Here is a 21,878-nt window from a genome sequence, read left to right on the forward strand (position 1 = left end):
TAGCCTCAACGCCAGCTAAACTCGCATGACGCGCGGAAATGGAACATTACGCCGCCCAACCGGTCAAACTGGCACACCCACATTACAGGACAGAGGTTATGTTCAGGCAGTTAAAGAAAACGCTGGTGGCAACCGTCATAGCGTCGCTGACGCTGGGTTCAATTTTGCCTGCTTTTGCTGACTCCGCAGATACCCTGCCCGATATGGGAACCTCTGCGGGAAGCACGCTCTCTATTGGCCAGGAAATGCAGATGGGGGACTACTATGTGCGTCAGCTACGCGGTAGCGCACCGCTCATCAACGACCCTCTGCTGGTGCAATATATTAATGGATTAGGTATGCGTCTGGTCGCGCACGCTAACTCTGTTCGTACCCCTTTTCACTTTTATCTGATTAATAACGACCAGATTAACGCCTTTGCTTTCTTTGGCGGCAATGTCGTGCTGCACTCCGCTCTGTTCCGCTATTCCGATACCGAAAGCGAACTGGCGTCGGTCATGGCGCACGAAATCTCCCACGTGACGCAGCGCCACCTCGCGCGGGCGATGGAAGATCAAAAACGCAACGCCCCGCTGACCTGGGTCGGTGCGCTGGGCTCGATTCTGCTGGCGATGGCCAGCCCGCAGGCCGGTATGGCGGCGCTCACCGGTACGCTGGCGGGGACCCAGCAGGGGATGATCAGTTTTACCCGTCAAAACGAAGAAGAGGCTGACCGCATCGGGATTCAGGTGCTGCAGCGCTCCGGCTTTGATCCGCAGGCGATGCCGGCCTTTATGGGGAAACTGCTCGACGAGTCGCGCTACTCGACCCGTCCGCCGGAAATGCTGCTGACTCACCCCCTGCCGGAGAGCCGTCTGTCTGACGCCCGCAACCGCGCGAACCAGATGCGTCCTGTGGTTGTCCAGTCTTCCGCCGATTTTTACCTCGCCAAGGCCAGAACCCTGGGAATGTATAACTCCGGGGAAAATAAGCTTGGCGATGATCTGCTGAACGCGTGGGCGAAAGGCAATATCCGCGAACAACACGCCTCCCAGTACGGGCGAGCGCTGCTGGCCATGGAAAGCAATAATTACGATCTGGCGCGCAAAACGCTGCAGCCTCTGCTGAGCGCCGATCCGCAGAACGCGTGGTATCTCGACCTGGCAACCGATATCGATCTCGGACAGAAGAAAACGGCCGATGCGATTAACCGCCTGAAAAATGCCCGCGAAATTCGCACCAACCCGGTTCTGCAGCTGAACCTTGCCAACGCATATTTACAGGGCGGGCAAGCGGCGGAAGCGGCGAAAATCCTCAACCGGTATACCTTTAGCGACAAAGATGACAGCAACGGTTGGGATCTGCTGGCGCAGGCTGAAGCCGCGCTCGGCCATCGTGACCAGGAGCTGGCGGCACGCGCAGAAGGTATGGCGCTGGTCGGCCAGCTCGATCAGGCGATTACTCTGCTGAGCAGCGCCAGTTCGCAGGTGAAACTGGGCAGTTTGCAGCAGGCGCGCTACGACGCGCGTATCGACCAGCTGCGCCAGCTGCAGGAACGATTCCGCCCGTATCAAAAAATGTAAGGAGACGACATGTCCGACGCGGTAAAAATCTATCACAATCCCCGCTGCTCCAAGAGCCGCGACACCTTAAGCCTGTTGAAAGCTAACGGTATCGATCCTGACGTCGTACTCTATCTGGAGACGTCGCCGGATGCAGACACCCTGCGCCAGCTGTTGAAAATGCTCGGCATGGCCAGCGCCCGCGAACTGATGCGTCAGAAAGAGGAGCTGTATAAAACCCTGCAGCTCGCCGACCCGCAGCTTAGCGAGGACGCGCTGATTCAGGCCATCGTCGATAACCCGAAGCTGATGGAGCGCCCGATCGTCGTCAGCCATGGCCAGGCGCGGATCGGCCGACCGCCGGAGCAGGTTCTGGAAATCGTCAACTGATGCCGATGCGCCATCGCGGTTTGTCGTGATGGCGCAGCGAGTGACCTCTTCACGCGAGGGTCGCGGATTGGGGGCGATAGCAGAGATCCAGCCCGGCTAGAGTTTGAGGATCTCTTTGACGAAAGGAATGGTCAATTTACGCTGCGCGGTGATCGACGCATGATCGAGCTGATCGAGGGTCATAAACAGCGAGCGCATTTCACGATCTAACCGCTTGAGCAAGAAACGACAGACGTCTTCCGGCATCTCAAAACCCCGCAGGCGCGCGCGCAGCTGTAGCGCCTGCAGCTTATCTTCATCCGACAGCGGCTGTAGCTTGTAGATTTGCCCCCAGTCGAGGCGCGACGCCAGATCCGGCAACCCGAGATTCAGCTGGCGCGGCGGGCAATCGCCGGTAATCAGCAAACGCGTTTTACCCGATTCGAGGATCCGGTTATAGAGGTTGAAAATGGCCATTTCCCACGGCTCGTCGCCGGCCACGCACTCGATATTGTCAATACAGACCAGCGAAAGCTGCTCCATCCCGTCGAGCACTTCCGGTACAAACCACGTACGCTTATCCAGTGGAACATAGCCCACCGCGTCGCCGCGCTGGGAAAGCTCCGCACAGGCGGCATGTAACAAGTGACTGCGCCCCGCCCCTTCGCGTGACCAGATATAGATGTATCCGCTATGTTCCTGCCGCAACACATTCTGTAAGGCAGCAAGAAGAGAAGGATTATCACCCGGCCAAAAACTTGCGAAAGTTTCATCATCGGGAAGATACAGTGGCAGAGAGAGCTGTGCCGGTGCGTTCAGATGGACCTCATCATAGGCTTACAGAAAAACGCGGAGAGTTTATCACGAAGTATGCCTTGAGAGAACCGGGCGGGATCGCCGCCCGGTTGTCGGATCAATGTTTTACTTCTGTACTGTCGGCCGCATCCAGCACAACCTCTTCCGGGCGCAGGACGCCGATCAGTTTGAAAATCAGGCTCAGGCCCACGCCGACAATTGTCGCCAGCGCCATGCCTTTCAGCTCCGCCGCGCCAATGTGTACTTTCGCGCCGCTGACGCCAATGATCAGGATCACGGAGGTCAGAATCAAATTCTGCGCCTTGTTATAGTCCACTTTCGATTCGATCAGCACGCGAATCCCGGAGGCACCAATCACGCCGTACAGCAGCAGCGAAACGCCGCCCATTACCGGCAGCGGGATTATCTGAATCGCCGCCGCCAGCTTGCCGACGCAGGAGAGCAGAATGGCGATAATCGCCGCCCCGCCGATAACCCAGGTGCTGTAGACGCGGGTGATCGCCATGACGCCGATATTCTCACCGTACGTGGTGTTGGGCGTCGAGCCAAAGAAGCCAGAGATCATCGTCGACAGGCCGTTAGCAAACATCGAACGATGCAGCCCCGGATCGCGGATCAGATCTTTTTTAACGATATTCGCCGTTACCACCAGGTGGCCGACGTGCTCGGCAATCACCACCAGCGCGGCAGGCAGAATGGTGAAAATCGCAAACCACTCAAAGCGCGGCGTGTAGAACGTCGGCAGGGCAAACCAGTGCGCCTCGGCAATCGGCGTGGTGTCGACAACGCCCATCACAAAGGAGAGCGCGTAGCCCACCAGCACGCCAATCAGAATCGGGATAATAGCGAGGAAACCGCGAAACAGCACCGAACCGAAGACCGTCACCGCCAGCGTCACCATCGAAATAATGATGGTTTTGCTATCCGGCGATTGCCCGTCGGCTGGTAGCAAACCGGCCATATTCGCCGCGACGCCCGCCAGTTCGAGACCGATAACCGCGACAATGGCCCCCATGGCCGCCGGCGGGAACATCACGTCCAGCCAGCCGGTGCCGGCTTTTTTGACAATAAAGGAGACGATGCAGAACAGAGCGCCGCACATAATGAAGCCACCCAGCGCCACTTCATACCCCAACGGCAGCAGCAGCAGAACCGGGGAGATAAACGCGAAACTCGATCCGAGATAGGCCGGGATTTTGCCCTTACAGATGAAAAGGTACAGCAATGTCCCAATGCCGTTAAACAGCAGAACGGTAGCCGGGTTGATATGAAACAGAACGGGCACCAGAACCGTTGCGCCAAACATAGCGAACAGATGCTGCAAACTCAGTGGGATAGTCTGTAAAAGCGGCGGTCTTTCACTCACCCCGATTGCGCGGCGCGTCATAGCGTTTTCCTCTAAGAGTCGTTTATTAGTTGCTGTGAGTTTGTTTTATTCAAAAAAAAGCCGACTCTTAAAGTCGGCTTCTTATTATCGATGCAATCACTTGGTACCAAAAATCTTATCGCCAGCATCGCCGAGCCCCGGAATAATGTATCCGTGCTCGTTGAGGCCCTGGTCAATGGATGCGGTATACATCTCAACATCCGGATGCGCTTTCTCCAGCGCGGCAATCCCTTCCGGCGCCGCCACCAGAACCAGCACCTTAATGCTGGAACAGCCCGCTTTTTTCAGCAGGTCGATGGTGGCGATCATCGAACCACCGGTTGCCAGCATCGGGTCAACCACCAGCGCCATGCGCTCATCGATATTCGACACCAGCTTCTGGAAATAAGGCACCGGCGCCAGCGTCTCTTCGTCACGATAGATCCCCACCACGCTGATACGCGCGCTCGGTACGTGCTCCAGAACCCCTTCCATCATCCCCAGACCGGCGCGCAGAATCGGCACAACGGTGATTTTCTTCCCTTTGATCTGCTCGATTTCTACCGGGCCATTCCAGCCTTCGATGGTGACTTTCTCTGTCTCCAGATCGGCAGTGGCTTCATACGTCAGTAAGCTACCTACCTCAGAGGCAAGTTCACGGAAGCGTTTGGTGCTGATGTCGTGCTCACGCATCAGGCCCAGCTTGTGTTTGACGAGCGGGTGTTTCACTTCCACAATCTTCATTCTCTTTCTCCTCTGAGGGGCAGCCACAAAAAAAATCGCGGGATTATACCGCTTTTTTCCATTTGCGCCATAGCCGATATGTTTGACCGGGATCAACCAAAATGCTTTGCGCTGCCTGAGCCAGTATAAATCAAAATAAAAAAACCCCGCACGGGCGGGGTGGTACGAAGCCTGAGGGGCGTTTTACAACGTTTCGCCGTTGCTGCTGATAACCTGTTGATACCAGGAGAAGGAGCGCTTCCGGCTGCGATCCAGCCCTCCGTTGCCTTCATTATCTTTATCAACGTAGATAAAGCCGTAGCGTTTTTTCATTTCACCGGTACCGGCGGAAACGAGGTCGATACATCCCCATGGGGTATAGCCCATCAGGTCAACGCCGTCCTCAACCACCGCTTTTTTCATCTCGGCAATATGCGCGGAGAGATAATCGATACGGTAGCGATCGTCCACCGTGCCGTCAGCTTCGCGCACGTCGATGGCCCCAAAGCCATTCTCCACAATAAACAGCGGCAGCTGGTAATGATCCCAGAACCAGTTCAGAGAGTAGCGCAGGCCAACCGGGTCAATCTGCCAGCCCCAGTCTGACTTCTGCACGTACGGGTTGGAGACCAGGCTCTTCGTCTCGTCATAATCCAGCAGCGGATTATCATCGGTCGCTTTCGTCGCAAACGACATATAGTAGCTAAAGCCAATATAGTCGACGCAGCCTTCGGTCAGCGCCTGACGGTCTTCTTCAGTGATATCCAACTCGAAACCGCGACGCGCAAAGTAGTTCAGCAGATGCTGCGGGTACTTGCCACGGACGTGAACGTCGGTAAACCAGTAACGGCGATGCATGGCGTTCATTGCCATCATCACATCGTTCGGGGCGCAGGAGAACGGATAAATCGGACACATGGCAATCATGCAACCCACCTGCAGCGAGGGATTAATCTCGCGGGCGGCTTTTACCGCCAGGGCGCTGGCCACCAGCTCATAGTGCGCCGCCTGATACATCACCGGCTCGCGATCTTCATCCGGCAGATACTTCAGACCGGAGTTGGTGAACGGGGCAAAATCTTCGTGGAAGTTAGCCTGGTTATTGATCTCATTAAAGGTCATCCAGTACTTCACTTTGTGCTGATAGCGATCGAACACCACTTTCGCAAAGCGGACGAAGAAGTCGATCAGCTTACGGTTACGCCAGCCGCCATACCCGGTCACCAGATGGTAAGGCATCTCGAAGTGAGAGAGCGTAATCACCGGTTCAATGCCGTACTTCAGGCATTCATCAAACAGGTCGCCATAGAACTGGAGCCCCGCTTCATTAGGCTCAGACTCATCACCCAGCGGGAAGATACGTGTCCAGGCAATCGAAGTGCGGAAGCATTTAAAACCCATTTCGGCAAACAGCTGAATGTCTTCTTTATAGCGGTGGTAAAAATCAATCGCCTCATGGTTGGGATAATTTTTCCCCGGCAGTACGCCATGGGTGATTTCACGCGGCACGCCGTGCGCGCCGGCGGTCATCACATCGGCCACGCTGACGCCTTTACCGCCTTCCTGCCAACCGCCTTCCAGCTGATGCGCCGCTACCGCGCCGCCCCACAGAAAACCTTCTTTAAATCCAGACATGTTCTCTTCCTTATGAGCAATCGCCGCTAAGCGATCGATTTTGCTGATTAAAATGGTAAACCGCCCCCAGCAAACCGGCATCGTTGCCGTGACTGACGGCGTCGAGATAGTCGGCGATACCGAACCAGGCAAGATGTTCACGCAACTTCGGCAAAAAGCCCGGTCGTTCGACAATGCCGCCGCCGATGAAAATGGCCTGCGGATCAAAAATGTTCACCAGGTTGTACAGACCGGTACCGAGACCGTTGAAAAAGTCAGCCACCAGCCGCTGGCAGACCGCGTCGCCCGCCTCGTAGCGATCGAAGATCTCTTCGCCGGTTACCGCTTCCGGCGATTTACCGACATGCCCGGCATAGCGGTGCCGCAAGACGCGCATCGTGCTGTTTTCATTCATTGAATAGCGGCGGACATCGCGAGCGCCTGGGCGTTCGGTCTGCATATAGCCAAATTCGCCCGCGCGAAAACGCGCGCCATGCACCAGCTGGTTGTGACAAAAAATCGCGCCGCCAATGCCGGTGCCGATCGTCAGAACCAGAAAGTCGCTCATGTCGGCCGCTTTACCCTGCCAGCGCTCGGCGAGCAGAACGCAGTTCGCATCGTTTTCGATGGCGACGGGTAGCCCGGTCTGTTGCTCCAGCCAGTGTTTAATCGCGAAATTATCGAACTTACGGATTGCGCCGCCCATTTCAATAAAGCCGGTGTGCGGGTTGACATAGCCTGGCGCGCCGATCGCCACACCTTCGCACTCCGGGTGAGCGGCAATCCATGCCAGCATCGCCTGTAGTATCTGGTCGCCGTCGCTGTCACTTATCGACTGCTTATCTTTTTTAAGCAGTTCGCCCGCAGCGGTGCTGACGCCCATTTTTAACGCCGTTCCGCCGATATCAAATGCGGCAATGTTCATCCCGTCTCTTCCCCCTGAATCCCCGCGGAATCTACCTTCGGCTCTCCTGAATAAAAAAAGAAACCGGTTTCATAGGCATGATGGCTATTCCCGATGTCTGAGGCAAGTACAAGAATGTACCCGGTTCCATTTTCGTGAACCGGTTCAAATTTGTTCATATCGCTGCCGATTCACGCCGACTGCAAAGCAGGCTCGCAAACGTTTGCTTTCCCTGTTAGAATTGCGCCGATTTTTCTTGCTACCGCAAATGTGTGGAGATTTCGCAGTGACCGATAAAACCTCTCTCAGCTATAAAGATGCCGGCGTAGATATTGATGCAGGCAACGCGCTCGTCGACCGTATCAAGGGTGTGGTGAAGAAAACCCGCCGCCCGGAAGTGATGGGTGGACTGGGCGGATTCGGCGCACTGTGCGCATTGCCGCAAAAATACCGCGAGCCGGTTCTGGTTTCCGGCACTGACGGCGTCGGCACCAAGCTGCGTCTGGCAATGGACCTGAAACGCCACGATACTATCGGTATTGACCTGGTGGCGATGTGCGTCAACGACCTGGTGGTCCAGGGTGCAGAACCCCTGTTTTTCCTCGACTATTATGCGACCGGTAAACTGGATGTCGATACGGCAGCCAGCGTGATCAGCGGCATCGCCGAAGGCTGCCTGCAGTCCGGCTGCGCGCTGGTTGGCGGCGAAACGGCGGAAATGCCGGGCATGTACCACGGCGAAGACTATGACGTCGCGGGCTTTTGCGTCGGCGTAGTAGAAAAATCAGAAATTATCGATGGCAGCAAAGTTGCCGATGGCGACGTGCTGGTCGCGCTGGCCTCCAGCGGCCCGCATTCCAACGGCTACTCGCTGGTGCGTAAAATTATCGAAGTCAGCGGCGTCGATCCGCAGACGACCGATCTGAACGGTTCGCCACTGGCCGACCATCTGCTGGCGCCGACCCGCATCTACGTTAAGTCGGTGCTGGACCTGATTGCTAACGTTGAAGTTCACGCGATCGCCCACCTGACCGGCGGCGGCTTCTGGGAAAACATTCCGCGCGTGCTGCCGGACAACACCCAGGCAGTCATCGACGAGTCCTCCTGGCAATGGCCGGAAGTCTTCAACTGGTTGCAGCAGGCCGGTAACGTCAGCAGCCATGAAATGTACCGTACCTTTAACTGCGGCGTCGGCATGGTTATCGCCCTGCCGGCAGACGTCGCCGACAGCGCTATCGCGCTGCTGAACGAGAAAGGTGAAAACGCGTGGAAAATCGGCTATATCAAAGCTTCTGATTCCGAACAGCGTGTGGTCATTGAATGAAAAACATAGTGGTGCTGATTTCCGGTAACGGAAGCAATTTGCAGGCGATAATTGATGCCTGCGGCCGAAAGCAGATTAACGGCACCCTGAGAGCGGTATTCAGCAATAAGGCCGACGCGTTCGGCCTTGAACGCGCGCGTGAGGCCGGTATTCCGGCCCATGCGTTGTCGGCCAGCCAGTTCGCCAATCGCGAAGCTTTCGATCGCGAACTGATGCATGAGATCGATGCTTATGCGCCGGATCTGGTGGTGCTGGCAGGCTACATGCGGATCCTTAGCCCGGCGTTTGTCGCCCATTATCAGGGGCGTCTGCTGAATATCCACCCGTCGCTGTTGCCAAAATACCCGGGGCTGCATACCCATCGCCAGGTACTGGAAAACGGTGATGAGGAGCACGGTACATCGGTGCATTTCGTCACCGATGAGCTCGACGGCGGTCCGGTAATTCTGCAGGCCAAGGTGCCGGTTTTTGCCGGGGATAGCGAAGACGAGATTACCGCTCGCGTGCAGACTCAGGAACATGCCATCTACCCGCTGGTGGTGAGCTGGTTTCTGGACGGCCGTTTGCGCATGGAAGGGAATGTGGCCTGGCTTGATAACGTCCCTCTGCCGCCACAGGGCCATGCGGCTGAAGAATAATCATCAGCGCCTCCGGCTCTCCGCCAGAGGCGTATTTTATCGATGCACCGCCTGCCGCTTTCCCCCTATGTTGTTCAAATCAGAGATGATTTTTGCCCCGTTTATATTCAGGAACAGCCTTGTTTTGTACACAAAACCGGCACTCGCTCGCCATCGTTTTTGTTCACAGCATATTGAAAGAAAACTGTCATACTTCTTTGACATAGTTGGACATTCAATGGCAAAGCTCGCCATAATGAAAAAGCAACATCAATCAACCGGAGTGTGAGTTGTAATGGGCCAGGAAAAGCTATATATCGAGAAAGAACTCAGCTGGTTGTCCTTTAACGAACGCGTGCTTCAGGAAGCCGCGGATAAAAGTAACCCACTGATTGAGCGCATGCGCTTTTTGGGCATCTACTCCAACAACCTCGATGAATTTTATAAAGTGCGCTTCGCTGAACTTAAGCGCCGCATCATAATTAGCGAAGAACAAGGCAGTACCGCCCATTCTCGCCATTTGTTAGGCAAAATTCAGGCCCGCGTATTGAAGGCCGATCAGGAATTTGACAGCCTGTATAATGAGCTGCTGCTGGAAATGGCGCGTAATCAGATTTTCCTGATTAATGAACGCCAGCTATCCGTCAATCAGCAGTCCTGGCTGCGTAATTACTTTAAGACGTATCTTCGCCAGCACATTACGCCAATCCTGATTAATCGCGAAACGGATCTGGTGCAATTCCTGAAAGATGATTACACCTATCTGGCCGTTGAGATTATCCGCGGTGAAACCATCAATTATTCCCTGCTGGAAATTCCGTCAGATAAAGTTCCGCGTTTTGTTAACCTGCCGCCGGAAGCCCCACGCCGACGCAAGCCAATGATTCTTCTTGATAATATCCTACGCTATTGTCTGGATGATATCTTTAAAGGTTTCTTCGATTACGACGCGCTCAACGCTTATTCGATGAAGATGACCCGTGACGCTGAATATGATTTGGTGCACGAGATGGAATCGAGCCTGATGGAGCTCATGTCCTCCAGTCTGAAACAGCGTCTGACCGCAGAGCCCGTGCGTTTTGTCTATCAGCGCGATATGCCGGATGCGATGGTTGAAATGTTGCGTGATAAGCTCTCTATCTCCAACTATGACTCCATGCTGCCAGGCGGCCGCTACCACAATTTTAAAGACTTTATCGGCTTCCCGAATGTGGGCAAAGCCAATCTGGTCAACAAGCCAATGCCGCGCCTGCGTCACCTGTGGTTTGATAAATTCCGCAACGGATTTGACGCTATTCGCGAACGCGACGTGTTGCTTTACTATCCGTACCATACCTTTGAACACGTGCTGGAATTACTGCGTCAGGCCTCTTTCGACCCGAGCGTGCTGGCTATCAAAATCAATATCTACCGTGTAGCCAAAGATTCGCGCATTATTGACGCCATGATTCATGCCGCCCACAACGGTAAGAAAGTCACCGTCGTTGTGGAACTGCAGGCGCGTTTCGACGAAGAGGCCAACATTCACTGGGCCAAACGTCTGACCGAAGCGGGCGTACACGTTATCTTCTCGGCACCGGGGCTGAAAATTCACGCCAAGCTGTTCCTGATCTCGCGTAAAGAGGGTGAAGAAGTCGTCCGCTACGCGCATATCGGGACCGGTAACTTCAACGAAAAAACCGCCCGTCTGTACACCGACTATTCGCTGCTGACGGCAGATGCGCGTATCACCAATGAAGTGCGCCGCGTCTTTAACTTTATCGAAAACCCATACCGCCCGGTGAGCTTCGATTACCTGCTGGTTTCGCCGCAGAACTCGCGCCGCCTGCTGTATGAGATGATCGACAGAGAAATCGCCAACGCCCAGAATGGCCAGCCTTCCGGCATCACGCTGAAGCTGAATAACCTGGTCGATAAAGGCCTGGTGGACCGACTGTATGCCGCGTCTAGTTCCGGGGTTCCCGTTAACCTGTTGATTCGTGGCATGTGCTCTCTGATTCCTGGGCTGGAAGGGATCAGTGAAAACATTCGCGTCATCAGTATCGTCGACCGTTTCCTTGAGCACGATCGTGTCTATGTTTTCGAAAACGGCGGTGATAAACAGGTTTGGCTCTCCTCTGCTGACTGGATGACGCGCAATATTGACTACCGTATTGAGGTCGCCGTGCCGCTGCTGGATCCACGTTTAAAACAGCGCGTACTGGATATTTTTGATCTCTTATTCAACGATACGGTCAAAGCACGCTATCTTGATAAAGAACTGAGTAATCGCTATGTACCGCGCGGCAATCGCCGTAAAGTGCGTGCACAGCTGGCGATCTACGACTATCTCAAATCACTCGAACAACCCGACTAACCTATGCCAATAAACGAAAAAACCCCTCGTCCGCAGGAGTTCGCTGCGGTCGACCTTGGTTCAAACAGTTTTCATATGGTGATCGCCCGTGTCGTCGACGGAGCCATGCAGATCATCGGTCGCCTGAAACAGCGGGTTCACCTAGCCGATGGACTGGATGAAAATTCCGTGCTCAGCGAAGAGGCGATCGCCCGCGGGCTGAACTGCCTGTCGCTGTTTGCCGAACGCCTGCAGGGTTTTTCTCCCTCCAGCGTCTGCATCGTCGGGACACACACCTTACGCCAGGCCACCAACGCCGCGGAATTTCTTAAGCGCGCGGAACAGGTGATGCCCTATCCGATAGAGATAATCTCCGGTAACGAAGAAGCGCGGCTGATTTTTATGGGCGTCGAACATACGCAGCCGGAACGGGGCCGTAAGCTGGTCATCGATATCGGCGGGGGATCGACGGAGCTGGTGATCGGCGAGGATTTCGAACCGCGTCTGGTTGAGAGCCGTCGTATGGGCTGCGTCAGCTTCTCGCAGATCTATTTCCCTGGCGGCACCATCAATAAAGAGAATTTCCAGCGCGCGCGCCTGTCGGCCGTGCAGAAACTGGAAACGCTGGCGTGGCAGTTCCGCATCCAGGGCTGGAATGTGGCGCTGGGCGCATCCGGCACCATCAAAGCGGCACAGGAAGTGCTGATCGCCATGGGTGAGAAAGACGGTTTTATCACTCCGGAGCGCCTGGAAATGCTGGTGAGTGAAGTGTTGAAGTATAAAAACTTTGACGCGCTCAGCCTGCCGGGTCTGTCGGAAGAACGCAAAGCGGTGTTTGCTCCGGGTCTGGCTATCCTCTGCGGCGTTTTCGACGCGCTGGCGATCAAAGAGCTGCGCCTGTCCGATGGCGCGCTGCGCGAAGGCGTGCTGTATGAGATGGAAGGACGTTTTCGCCATCAGGATATTCGCAGCCGCACCGCGCAAAGCCTGGCAAACCAGTACAATATTGACCGCGAGCAGGCGCGTCGGGTACTGGAAACCACGACCCATATGTTCGAACAGTGGCAGGAACAGAACCCCAAACTGGACAACCCGAACCTGTCGGCATTGCTGAAATGGGCGGTGATGCTCCACGAAGTGGGGCTGAATATTAACCACAGCGGAATGCACCGTCACTCAGCTTATATTCTACAAAACAGCGATTTGCCTGGCTTCAATCAGGAGCAGCAAATGCTGATGGCGACGCTGGTTCGCTATCATCGTAAAGCGATAAAACTGGACGATTTGCCCCGCTTTACGCTGTTTAAGAAAAAGCAGTTCCTGCCGCTCATTCAGCTTTTACGCCTGGGTATTTTGTTGAATAACCAGCGTCAGGCGACCACCACGCCGCCAACGCTCAAGCTGAAGACCGAAGCCAGTCACTGGACGCTGGTCTTTCCGCACGACTGGTTCAGCCAAAATGCGCTGGTGCTGCTCGATCTGGAAAAAGAGCAGCAGTACTGGGAAGGCGTTCCTGACTGGCTGTTGAAAATCACCGAAGAAGGGCCGGACAGCAAAAACTAGTCCCGAGGCCGGGTTAACCTCACCCGGCCTGTTTTCTCCCCCGTTAGCTCGCTTTAGCCGTTGCCGCCGTCGCCAGAGACGCCAGTGGAACCGGCAGACCAATTTCATACCCCTGCAGATAATCAATCCCCAATGACAGCGCCGCCTGCCGAATCTCCGGCGTTTCCACGCACTCCGCCACCACCTGCATATTTTTCATCCGCGCCAGATGGCAAATCGATGCCACGACCTGATAATCAAGACTGCTGGAGTGCAGGTTGCGGATAAAGCTGCCGTCAATTTTCAGCAGATCGACATTCAGGCTTTTAAGACGGGCATAGCTGGCGTAGCCGGTACCAAAGTCATCGATGGCCACCCGACATCCCAGCGTCTGCAAATGCGCCAACGTTTGCCGGGCCTGTTCAGGATTGTTGAGCGCATGGTTTTCCGTTAACTCAAACAGTAACTGCCACGGTTCAACATGATACTGCGCCAGCAGCCGTTCCACTTCGCCGGGGAACGGGCTCCTGCTGACGGAGACCGGCGAAAGATTAACCGCCAGCCGCAGCCCGGGTAAAATTTTCCGCTGCTGGTTCATAAAGGCGAGCGTATGTTCCAGCACCCACAGGTCAATACGTGATGACAGGCCAAACTCGTGCGCCAACGGGAGGAACTTATCCGGGTAAATGATCTTCCCGTCATCTCCCGTCATTCGCAGCAGAACTTCATAATAGTTGTCACCGCGAATACCGACGATCGGTTGCGCCATCAGGCAAAAATGGTTTTGCTCCAGCGCCTGCTGGATCTGATTTATCATCACCACTTTATCCCGTAAGCCATGCTGGATATGTATAGCGCCGCGACGCTGCATATTTTCTGGCTGGCCGCTGGTCAGGGACATATCAGCAATATTATTCAGCTCGCCTAAAAGCAAATAGAGATGCTTCACCGGTGAGCGAACGCTGCAGTAACTTATCCCTACCGCAGGCTGCAGAGGCATTCCATCCCAGATAAAGCGAAACTGTCGGATACGTTCATCCAGTGCGGCAATACGCGGCTTATGATTGCTGCTGTTCAGACGGAGTACCAGATCGTGTCCGGCCAGATGATGAACGGCCTCGTCCGGCTGCAGTAAGTCGGCCAGGTGTTCAGCCAGCTTTTGCTTATATTGAATGCGCAGCATAACGCCATAATGGCGCCCCAGCAATTCCAGCTCCGGAATACGCAAAAAGCACAGCACCGACCACCTTGAACCATCCAGCGACCGGGTCAACGCCCGTAAATTGGGCATATGAACAACCGGATCGAGAAAAGCCATCCGCCGTACCCTGGCATAAATCAGGCGCTGCTGGGTCGCCAGCATGGCCATACAGGCAATAACAAAAGAGAACACCAGATAGCTCGAAGAGGTAATGGCCAGCTGATTGTCATATCCCGGAGCAAAGGGCAAATAACGATAATGAAAGTGAATAATAATGATTAAAACCGGCGTCCAGATTATTGCGATACAGCGATAACCGAAGCGCATCGCCCCCCACAACATAACCGGCATAAGTAATGATAATGTATAGTTTGTGCTAAATATCGTACTCAGACCATTCAGTGGTATTAATAATAATACTAATAATATTAACAATGACAGCGACCATAAAACAAATTCACCCCATTTAATTTTGGGATCAACCTGTAATTTTGTCTGTGAGACAAAACTCCGCAGATAAAAGGGATTGCGTAGCATACGTATCAACAAATAGCACAGCGGAACCCCGGTCAGCCCCCCCACCATCAAGGCCTGAAACGTAATTAGTGAGCGCAAACTTAGCGGATCGATCCCGGTCAGTCCCGTCGTCCGCGGGTGCATGCCAAGATACTCGGCAACCTGAGAAAGCACGAGGAAAATGAGTGAGGGCAGCAGCATTTGCCAGAACAGACGATATGGCATCAGACTCACACTACCGTGGTAAACATGCTGTCGGCGCGGCACAAAAATCCGATAGCCGCCCCAGTATAATACGGCCGGGATAAGAAAGTGGAAAATGACCTCAATCGATTCCCACAGGTTCATTCCCCGGGCCACGGTGCACAGCAGACCAACAATAATGCCGGGCAACGCTGCCACATCAAAAAACAGCATAAGACTCTGGACCAGCGCCAACGGCAAATAGTAAAGCGAAACTTCATTACCGTTTAGCTCCGCGTAAGTATTTGCGCCTCGTGCCAGAGGCAGTAAAAGCAGGGGTAAGATCAGCGGAAGCGCCCACCATTTATCCCGATACTGTCTGTATTGTTTAATTATGTTCATTGATGCTCTACAGATAACCCAAATTCCCGCAGGGTATATTCAGGCAGGCATCCAACCCAACCATCTTAGCCGCATAAGGAATACTTACACGGAACAGGCAAGAGATTTTAGTTATCAGCACACACAGGCTGTTGATATAAATCAACAAACCCTTTAGCTATGATTAATAAAGCTTATTTTTATGCGTCTGAGCGAATGAAAGAAAAAAGATGTGAATGCGATAATTATCTTATATTACATTAAGTAATGTTTGAACGGCGGATTTTTCCATCCTCATCAATTGACCCTGCCGCATTCCTGTGCCTTAATACCCTTATCGCCCCGGTTGTGGGTATATCTCAAGGAACCTTTTGTGAGTCAGGCACCCAGTATGCGTAAACGACATCGATTTAACCGTCGCATGACCCGTATCGTACTGCTTATCAGCTTTATTTTCTTTTTTGGACGCTTTGTCTACTCTTCTATTGGCGCCTGGTATCATCATCAGGACAAGATCGAGTCCCAGCAATCGACGCTCCCGGTTGATACCACGCCGCGGGAATAAGCCAGCACATTACGGTGCCAGCCAGTACGGTACAACATTGCTTTAAACGGTAAACTGCACCTCCCGCAGCAGGCGCAGCATTTCGCCGATCCCTTTGCTGAGAATTTTATCCTGACGCATCACGACCCCCAACTGACGGTGGAGTACTGGCGTCAGCGATTGAACGCGTAACCCTTGCCGATCGTCATGATGCGCCACCGCCATACGTGGAACAATGCTGTATCCCAGCCCGGCACGCACCATGCGCTTGATGGCCTCAATGCTGCCCAACTGCATTATCGGCGAAATATCCCGCCCGCAAGCGCGAAACCAGCCATCAATCAGCTCCCGGGTTCCGCTCCCGGCCTCAAAAGCAATCAGCGGCAGCGCCTGCAGCACCTCCGGCGTCAGTTCCAGCGGCAGCGCATCCTGCCCACAGGCAAAAACAGACACAAACTCCTCCTCCACCAGCGGAGCTATTGCCAGACTGCGCCCATACGCCGGAAGGGTGACCAGTCCGAGATCGAGCCGGTTCTCCTCCACGGCGCGCACAATATCCACCGTATTTCCGGTCGTCACCCCGACCGTCAGCAACGGATGCGCCTGCCGCAGCTGCTGTAAGACCGGCGGTAAGAGATGGATACAGGCCGTGGCCCCCGTTCCGAGCGTTATCGCGCCGCTGATTTCGCGATTAAACTCGCTCACCGACTGCACCGCCGCGCTGACCGCTCGCTCAATATTGTCACCGTGAGCCAGCAGGGCCATACCGGCCGCCGTCGCTTTAATCCCTCGTCCGGTCCGCTCAATCAGCCGGGTCTGCAGAAACTGCTCCAGCTGACGGACCTGCAGACTGACCGCTGGCTGCGATAGCCCCAGGACATCCGCAGCAGCCGAGAAGCTCCCCCGCTGTACCACCAGCCGAAAAGTCGCCAGATTTCCCAGATTAAGCGTCGTCATCTCAAAGTTTCTCTTATAAGGGTCATAAACCAACGAGTCTGCCTGCACAATAGCGCGCAGGTTATGCTGCCGACAACTGCATAACAGACTGAGATACGATGAAAAATATGGAAAACAGACGCGCCGCGTCCAGCATGATGACGCTTGCCGCTGGATGTAATCAGCTGATTAACTGGGGAATTTCATTTTATATGCCAGGCACTTTTGCCCGGGCTATCGAGCACGACACCGGCTGGCCAGCGACGCAAATCTACCTCGGCCTGACGCTCGCCATGTTGATAATGGCGCTGCTCTCCCCGTTTGTCGCCCGCCTGCTGGCCCGATTTGGCGGCCAGCGAGTTGTGGTCAGCGGCACGCTGGCGATCGCCGCAGGATTTTTCATCATGGCGGCTGCACCTACTCTCTCCGGTTGGCTGGGCGCCTGGCTACTTACCGGTATCGGAATGCGTCTGGCGCTGTATGATACGCTGCTCGCCGCGCTGGTGAATCTGTACGGTCAGCAGGCAAGACGCACTATTTCCCGCGTGACGCTGGCTGGTGGCCTGGCTTCCGTTCTGTTCTGGCCACTGGGCGCATTTTTGCTGACGCTGATGAGCTGGCGAGAAGCGTTGCTGGTTTATGGCCTGCTGGGCCTGTTCAGCGCGCTGCTGCTCTGGCGAATGCCGAACGCCAGGCGACCCGCGGCGATACGGCCAGAAGCGCACCGGCCCGCTTCCCACCAGCAGAGACAGGTTGCTCTGTTGTATGCGGCGCTGATCGCGCTGGTGACATTTGTTTCTAACGGAACCTCCACCCACTTGCCGGAATTTATCGCCCACTACGGTCTGCCGGTGGCGGCGGGGATGCTTTGGGGCATTGGCCAGACTGGCGCCCGCTTTCTGGAGGTCGCCTCGGGTTCGGTGCTCACGCCGCTTCGCCTTACGCTGCTGACCACGTTGCTGATGCCGGTCTGTTTCGCCCTCGGCCTGAGCGGGCCTTATCTCCTCTGGGCAGCCGGCGGATTTGTGCTGGGCTATGGCGCCATCAATGGGTTAACGACGGTGTTTAAGGCCACGCTACCGCTAGAGCTTTTTGCCGCCGAGGAGTACGCCAGGCTCACCGGTATCATGTTGATCCCCGCCCAGCTGCTGGCTGCCGCCTCGCCGTTTGCCTACGCGTGGTTAAATCAGCAATTTGGAGTTCAGGGGAGCTTAGGTTTTTCCGCTGCGCTGACGCTGGTGGTCGCCGCGCTGGCGCTGGCCATTGCCCGGGGCCAGCCCCGTCGGCCACCCGAGGCGATGCCGGCAGCCATTGATTCCTGAGCTTCGTGGCGATACCTGCACGCTCCTTAGCGGGGAGGTATCGCCACGTTTTTCCGACAGACCATCGCGATAAAACGATCGCGGACGGCGTCCGCCATCTGAGGGTTCCAGGCAAGACCGACCTGCCATCGCGCGCCCTCCCCCGTCATGGTAATGAGCTTTATGCCTGCCGGCAGCAGATGACATGCGCCGGCAGGAAGCAGCGCAACACCATTTCCGCCGGCAACCAGCGCCAGCAGCGTATGAATATCATCAGCATCGGCCACGATATCAGCGGTAAGGTGGTTGATTTGCAGGAAAAGCGCCGTTTGCTCTGCCAACCCGCGCCCACGCTTTGGGTTAATTTGCAGCAGCGGGAACTGTCGGAGCACGGAGGCGATATCCGGGAACGCCTCCGTTGCGCCTGCGGGCACAGCAAGCACCAGGTTCTCTTCCATTAGCGCCTGCGCTTCCAGCGCGTCCGGAACTGGCATCCGCACAAACCCGGCATGCAGTTGCCCCTCCAGCAGCATTCGATACTGCTCGTGGGAAGCGATATCGTTGAGGGAGACGTCAACATCGGGAAACTGCTGACGAAAGGCTTTAACTTGCGTCGGGGCCATCTGGAAGGTTGAGATGCCGAACCCCAGCGCCAGTGTGCCGACGTTCCCGCGCCGGACCTGCTCCGTCCAGGCACAAAACTGGTCATGCTGCTCGACAAAATGACAGGCCTGAGAATAGATAGCCTCCCCCGCCGCAGTCAGCTGAGCGCCCTGCCGCCCCCGCTGAAAAAGGGTCATGCCCGTCATATGTTCCAGGGTCTGGATTTGTTTCGTCAACGCTGGTTGGGTCAAACAAAGCCGCTCCGCCGCCGCATGGTAGCGTCGCAGCTGGGCCAGAGTGACGAACGCCCGTATTAATCTGATGTCCATTCCCGTCCCTTATCAAACGCGGAGAAAGCGTGATTATACATCCGGTGTCTCTGCTGGCGTAATGAGCTCAGTTTTTCGCAACGAGAAGAGACCTATGAACAACGAACTCCAGGTGGCTACGGTACAGTTCTGCCACCGCGCTAATGATAAGTCCTATAACCTGGGCATTATGGAACGCTTTATTCATCAGGCAGCCGGCGAAGGGACCCGCATTCTGGCCTTTCCCGAAATGTGCATTACCGGCTACTGGCACGTTATCGATCTCAGTGCCGAGGAGGTAGGCTCGCTGGCCGAGCGCATTGACGACAGCCCTTCCCTGGCGAGAATTGCCCGCCTGGCGCAAAGTTATGAGATGGCGATTGGCGTAGGGCTGATTGAAAGAGCGAGTGACGATCGCCTGTATAACACCTACGTCGTTTGTATGCCGGATGGCCAGAGGCATATTCACCGCAAGCTGCACGCCTTTGAACATCCGGCGATAGACCAGGGGAATAGCTTCACCGTCTTCGATACGCCGTGGGGAGTGAAAGTTGGCGTTCTGATCTGCTGGGACAATAACCTGACAGAAAATGCTCGGGCTACCGCGCTGCTGGGCGCGGATATTCTGCTGGCTCCTCATCAAACCGGCGGCACCAACTCCCGCAGCCCGTTCGGTATGCAGCCCATCCCCGTAGCTCTTTGGGAGAAACGGTATCAGGATCCTGACGCGCTGAAAGCCGCATTCCAGGGCCGTAACGGTCGGGAATGGTTGCTCCGCTGGCTGCCCTCAAGAGCGCATGATAACGGGATGTTTATCTTATTCAGCAATGGCGTCGGGCTGGACAACGGGGAAGTGCGTAGCGGAAATGCGATGATTATCGATCCCTATGGCCGCATTATTGCAGAGACCGATGCGTTTGAAGACACCCTGGTCTGCGCCACGCTGGATTTAAGCCTGCTGGCCATGTCCACAGGCCGACGCTGGATCCACGGCAGACGCCCCGACCTCTATGCGATCCTGAGCCAGAATCAGGGTTATGAACGCGATGCCCGCAGCGCGCGTTTCTCCACGGAAGTGCCGCAGTTCAGCGATAAAACTCAGCATTAATCCGGCGGCATAAACGAAAAAGCCCTCTGTAAAAACAGAGGGCTTCGTTTAACAACGCCGGGGAGTTATTCCCACTCGATGGTAGCCGGCGGCTTGCCGCTGATGTCATACACCACGCGGGAGATACCGTTCACTTCGTTGATGATGCGGTTGGAAACGCGGCCAAGGAAGTCATACGGCAGGTGCGCCCAGTGGGCGGTCATAAAGTCGATGGTTTCGACCGCACGCAGGGAGACCACCCAGTCATACTTACGGCCATCGCCCATCACGCCGACAGAGCGGACCGGCAGGAACACGGTGAACGCCTGGCTCACTTTGTTGTACAGATCGGCTTTATGCAGCTCTTCGATGAAGATAGCATCCGCACGACGCAGCAGGTCGCAGTACTCTTTCTTCACTTCGCCCAGTACGCGCACGCCAAGACCCGGTCCCGGGAACGGATGACGGTACAGCATGTCGTACGGCAGACCCAGCTCCAGACCAATCTTACGCACTTCGTCTTTAAACAGCTCACGCAGCGGTTCAACCAGCCCCATCTTCATCTCTTTCGGCAGGCCGCCGACGTTGTGGTGAGATTTGATGACGTGCGCTTTACCGGTTGCGGATGCAGCAGACTCGATCACGTCCGGGTAGATAGTCCCCTGCGCCAGCCATTTAACGTCTTCCAGCTTCAGCGCTTCTTCGTCGAACACTTCGACGAATACACGACCGATGATTTTACGTTTAGCTTCCGGATCGTTCTCGCCCGCCAGCGCGTCCAGGAAGCGTTTCTCGCCTTCCACGTGAACGATGTTCAGACCGAAGTGGTCACCGAACATGTCCATCACCTGCTGGGCTTCGTTCAGACGCAGCAGACCATTGTCCACGAATACGCAGGTCAGGTTTTTACCGATCGCGCGGTGCAGCAGCATCGCGGTCACGGAGGAGTCCACGCCGCCGGACAGGCCGAGGATCACTTTGTCATCGCCAACCTGCTTACGGATACGCTCAACGGCATCGTCGATGATTTTTGCCGGCGTCCACAGGGCTTCGCACTGGCAGATATCACGCACGAAGCGTTCCAGCATACGCATACCCTGACGGGTGTGGGTCACTTCCGGGTGGAACTGCACGCCGTAGAAGCGTTTTTCTTCGTTCGCCATAATGGCAAACGGGCAGCTTTCGGTGCTGGCAACGGTCACGAAGTCAGACGGGATCGCGGTGACTTTGTCGCCGTGGCTCATCCACACATCCAGCAGTGGTTTGCCTTCAGCAGTCAGGGAGTCTTCAATACCACGCACCAGCGCGCTATCGGTAACAACTTCAACCTGCGCATAGCCGAACTCGCGCTCATTAGAACCTTCTACGTGGCCGCCCAGCTGCATTGCCATGGTCTGCATGCCATAGCAAACGCCAAATACCGGTACACCGGCTTCGAAAACATACTGCGGCGCGCGCGGGCTGTTATGTTCAGTGGTGCTTTCCGGGCCGCCTGAAAGAATGATGCCGCTAGGATTGAACTCACGAATCTGAGCTTCCGTAACATCCCAGGCCCACAGCTCGCAATAAACCCCTAATTCACGTACGCGACGCGCAACCAACTGGGTGTACTGAGAACCGAAGTCCAGGATGAGAATGCGATGTTTATGAATGTTATCCGTCATTGA

Annotated in this window: 17 protein-coding genes and 1 pseudogene; 9 read left to right on the forward strand and 9 right to left on the reverse strand. The window is 55.4% G+C overall.

Going from position 1 to position 21,878, the window contains the following annotated elements; translation table 11 throughout:
• The first annotated feature begins 98 nt into the window (after positions 1 to 98).
• Together bepA and arsC are read left to right on the forward strand one after the other, a co-directional pair.
• Complete coding sequence (gene bepA, locus FNY10_RS14840) at positions 99 to 1,562, forward strand: beta-barrel assembly-enhancing protease (RefSeq protein WP_160702976.1); 1,464 nt, start codon at positions 99 to 101, stop codon at positions 1,560 to 1,562.
• A gap of 9 nt (positions 1,563 to 1,571) precedes the next feature.
• Positions 1,572 to 1,931 carry an arsenate reductase (glutaredoxin) gene (arsC, locus tag FNY10_RS14845; protein ID WP_160702978.1) on the forward strand — a complete coding sequence of 120 codons (360 nt, stop codon included), beginning with the start codon at positions 1,572 to 1,574 and terminating at the stop codon, positions 1,929 to 1,931.
• A gap of 96 nt (positions 1,932 to 2,027) precedes the next feature.
• Here arsC and FNY10_RS14850 read toward each other — a convergent pair whose 3' ends face one another.
• From FNY10_RS14850 to bglK, 5 genes are all read right to left on the reverse strand, one after another.
• Positions 2,028 to 2,729 (reverse strand): DnaA inactivator Hda, encoded by a 702-nt coding sequence (locus tag FNY10_RS14850; RefSeq protein ID WP_071824600.1) that lies wholly within the window; start codon positions 2,727 to 2,729, stop codon positions 2,028 to 2,030.
• A 94-nt stretch (positions 2,730 to 2,823) separates the two neighbouring features.
• Positions 2,824 to 4,113: a uracil permease gene (gene uraA, locus FNY10_RS14855; protein ID WP_100683284.1), complete on the reverse strand. Its 1,290-nt coding sequence runs from the start codon at positions 4,111 to 4,113 to the stop codon at positions 2,824 to 2,826.
• 96 nt (positions 4,114 to 4,209) lie between these two features.
• Positions 4,210 to 4,836 carry a uracil phosphoribosyltransferase gene (gene upp / locus FNY10_RS14860; RefSeq protein WP_100683285.1) on the reverse strand — a complete coding sequence of 209 codons (627 nt, stop codon included), beginning with the start codon at positions 4,834 to 4,836 and terminating at the stop codon, positions 4,210 to 4,212.
• A 183-nt stretch (positions 4,837 to 5,019) separates the two neighbouring features.
• Positions 5,020 to 6,450 carry a 6-phospho-beta-glucosidase gene (locus FNY10_RS14865; RefSeq protein ID WP_160702980.1) on the reverse strand — a complete coding sequence of 477 codons (1,431 nt, stop codon included), beginning with the start codon at positions 6,448 to 6,450 and terminating at the stop codon, positions 5,020 to 5,022.
• A gap of 10 nt (positions 6,451 to 6,460) precedes the next feature.
• Positions 6,461 to 7,354 (reverse strand): beta-glucoside kinase BglK, encoded by an 894-nt coding sequence (gene bglK, locus FNY10_RS14870; RefSeq protein WP_100683287.1) that lies wholly within the window; start codon positions 7,352 to 7,354, stop codon positions 6,461 to 6,463.
• A gap of 265 nt (positions 7,355 to 7,619) precedes the next feature.
• On the opposite strand from bglK, the gene purM reads away from it, so the two are divergent.
• The 4 genes from purM (at position 7,620) to ppx (ending at position 13,172) form a co-directional block, all read left to right on the forward strand.
• Positions 7,620 to 8,657, forward strand: coding sequence for a phosphoribosylformylglycinamidine cyclo-ligase (gene purM, locus FNY10_RS14875; protein WP_100683288.1), 1,038 nt, complete (start codon positions 7,620 to 7,622; stop codon positions 8,655 to 8,657).
• Positions 8,654 to 9,295 (forward strand): phosphoribosylglycinamide formyltransferase, encoded by a 642-nt coding sequence (gene purN / locus FNY10_RS14880; RefSeq protein ID WP_100683289.1) that lies wholly within the window; start codon positions 8,654 to 8,656, stop codon positions 9,293 to 9,295. The genes purM and purN overlap by 4 nt, the downstream gene beginning before the upstream one ends.
• A 274-nt stretch (positions 9,296 to 9,569) precedes the next feature.
• Positions 9,570 to 11,630, forward strand: a complete 2,061-nt coding sequence (gene ppk1, locus FNY10_RS14885; RefSeq protein WP_100683290.1) for a polyphosphate kinase 1 — start codon at positions 9,570 to 9,572, stop codon at positions 11,628 to 11,630.
• 3 nt (positions 11,631 to 11,633) lie between these two features.
• Entirely contained in the window at positions 11,634 to 13,172 is a 1,539-nt protein-coding gene (gene ppx / locus FNY10_RS14890; protein ID WP_100683291.1) for an exopolyphosphatase, read from the forward strand.
• Between the two features lie 43 nt (positions 13,173 to 13,215).
• Here ppx and FNY10_RS14895 read toward each other — a convergent pair whose 3' ends face one another.
• Positions 13,216 to 15,453, reverse strand: coding sequence for an EAL domain-containing protein (locus FNY10_RS14895; protein WP_160702982.1), 2,238 nt, complete (start codon positions 15,451 to 15,453; stop codon positions 13,216 to 13,218).
• Between the two features lie 352 nt (positions 15,454 to 15,805).
• On the opposite strand from FNY10_RS14895, the gene FNY10_RS14900 reads away from it, so the two are divergent.
• Positions 15,806 to 15,997, forward strand: coding sequence for a YfgG family protein (locus tag FNY10_RS14900; protein ID WP_049268412.1), 192 nt, complete (start codon positions 15,806 to 15,808; stop codon positions 15,995 to 15,997).
• Positions 15,998 to 16,039: 42 nt separating this feature from the next.
• Here FNY10_RS14900 and FNY10_RS14905 read toward each other — a convergent pair.
• Positions 16,040 to 16,959, reverse strand: a pseudogene (locus tag FNY10_RS14905) (LysR family transcriptional regulator).
• Between the two features lie 72 nt (positions 16,960 to 17,031).
• Between FNY10_RS14905 and FNY10_RS14910 the strand changes: the two are divergent.
• A complete protein-coding gene (locus FNY10_RS14910) occupies positions 17,032 to 18,234 on the forward strand; it encodes an MFS transporter (RefSeq protein WP_160702984.1) in 1,203 nt (400 codons plus the stop codon).
• 26 nt (positions 18,235 to 18,260) lie between these two features.
• Here the strand turns inward: FNY10_RS14910 and FNY10_RS14915 are convergent, their stop codons facing one another.
• Positions 18,261 to 19,145 (reverse strand): LysR family transcriptional regulator, encoded by an 885-nt coding sequence (locus FNY10_RS14915; protein WP_141963978.1) that lies wholly within the window; start codon positions 19,143 to 19,145, stop codon positions 18,261 to 18,263.
• Between the two features lie 94 nt (positions 19,146 to 19,239).
• Between FNY10_RS14915 and FNY10_RS14920 the strand changes: the two genes are divergently transcribed.
• Positions 19,240 to 20,232 (forward strand): nitrilase family protein, encoded by a 993-nt coding sequence (locus FNY10_RS14920; protein ID WP_100683296.1) that lies wholly within the window; start codon positions 19,240 to 19,242, stop codon positions 20,230 to 20,232.
• Between the two features lie 65 nt (positions 20,233 to 20,297).
• Here FNY10_RS14920 and guaA read toward each other — a convergent pair whose 3' ends face one another.
• Positions 20,298 to 21,875, reverse strand: coding sequence for a glutamine-hydrolyzing GMP synthase (gene guaA / locus FNY10_RS14925; protein WP_160702986.1), 1,578 nt, complete (start codon positions 21,873 to 21,875; stop codon positions 20,298 to 20,300).
• Positions 21,876 to 21,878: the final 3 nt, after the last annotated feature.

Source organism: Klebsiella sp. Lac1 (assembly GCF_009825425.1).
Taxonomy (GTDB): domain Bacteria; phylum Pseudomonadota; class Gammaproteobacteria; order Enterobacterales; family Enterobacteriaceae; genus Klebsiella; species Klebsiella electrica.

What these genes read in the sequence shown, in the direction of transcription:
- bepA (WP_160702976.1), top strand. Translation starts at nt 99, where the DNA reads ATGTTCAGGCAGTTAAAGAAAACGCTGGTGGCAACCGTCATAGCGTCG.
- arsC (WP_160702978.1), top strand. Translation starts at nt 1,572, where the DNA reads ATGTCCGACGCGGTAAAAATCTATCACAATCCCCGCTGCTCCAAGAGC.
- uraA (WP_100683284.1), bottom strand. Translation starts at nt 4,113, where the DNA reads ATGACGCGCCGCGCAATCGGGGTGAGTGAAAGACCGCCGCTTTTACAG.
- upp (WP_100683285.1), bottom strand. Translation starts at nt 4,836, where the DNA reads ATGAAGATTGTGGAAGTGAAACACCCGCTCGTCAAACACAAGCTGGGC.
- FNY10_RS14865 (WP_160702980.1), bottom strand. Translation starts at nt 6,450, where the DNA reads ATGTCTGGATTTAAAGAAGGTTTTCTGTGGGGCGGCGCGGTAGCGGCG.
- bglK (WP_100683287.1), bottom strand. Translation starts at nt 7,354, where the DNA reads ATGAACATTGCCGCATTTGATATCGGCGGAACGGCGTTAAAAATGGGC.
- purN (WP_100683289.1), top strand. Translation starts at nt 8,654, where the DNA reads ATGAAAAACATAGTGGTGCTGATTTCCGGTAACGGAAGCAATTTGCAG.
- ppk1 (WP_100683290.1), top strand. Translation starts at nt 9,570, where the DNA reads ATGGGCCAGGAAAAGCTATATATCGAGAAAGAACTCAGCTGGTTGTCC.
- ppx (WP_100683291.1), top strand. Translation starts at nt 11,634, where the DNA reads ATGCCAATAAACGAAAAAACCCCTCGTCCGCAGGAGTTCGCTGCGGTC.
- FNY10_RS14895 (WP_160702982.1), bottom strand. Translation starts at nt 15,453, where the DNA reads ATGAACATAATTAAACAATACAGACAGTATCGGGATAAATGGTGGGCG.
- FNY10_RS14910 (WP_160702984.1), top strand. Translation starts at nt 17,032, where the DNA reads ATGAAAAATATGGAAAACAGACGCGCCGCGTCCAGCATGATGACGCTT.
- FNY10_RS14915 (WP_141963978.1), bottom strand. Translation starts at nt 19,145, where the DNA reads ATGGACATCAGATTAATACGGGCGTTCGTCACTCTGGCCCAGCTGCGA.
- FNY10_RS14920 (WP_100683296.1), top strand. Translation starts at nt 19,240, where the DNA reads ATGAACAACGAACTCCAGGTGGCTACGGTACAGTTCTGCCACCGCGCT.
- guaA (WP_160702986.1), bottom strand. Translation starts at nt 21,875, where the DNA reads ATGACGGATAACATTCATAAACATCGCATTCTCATCCTGGACTTCGGT.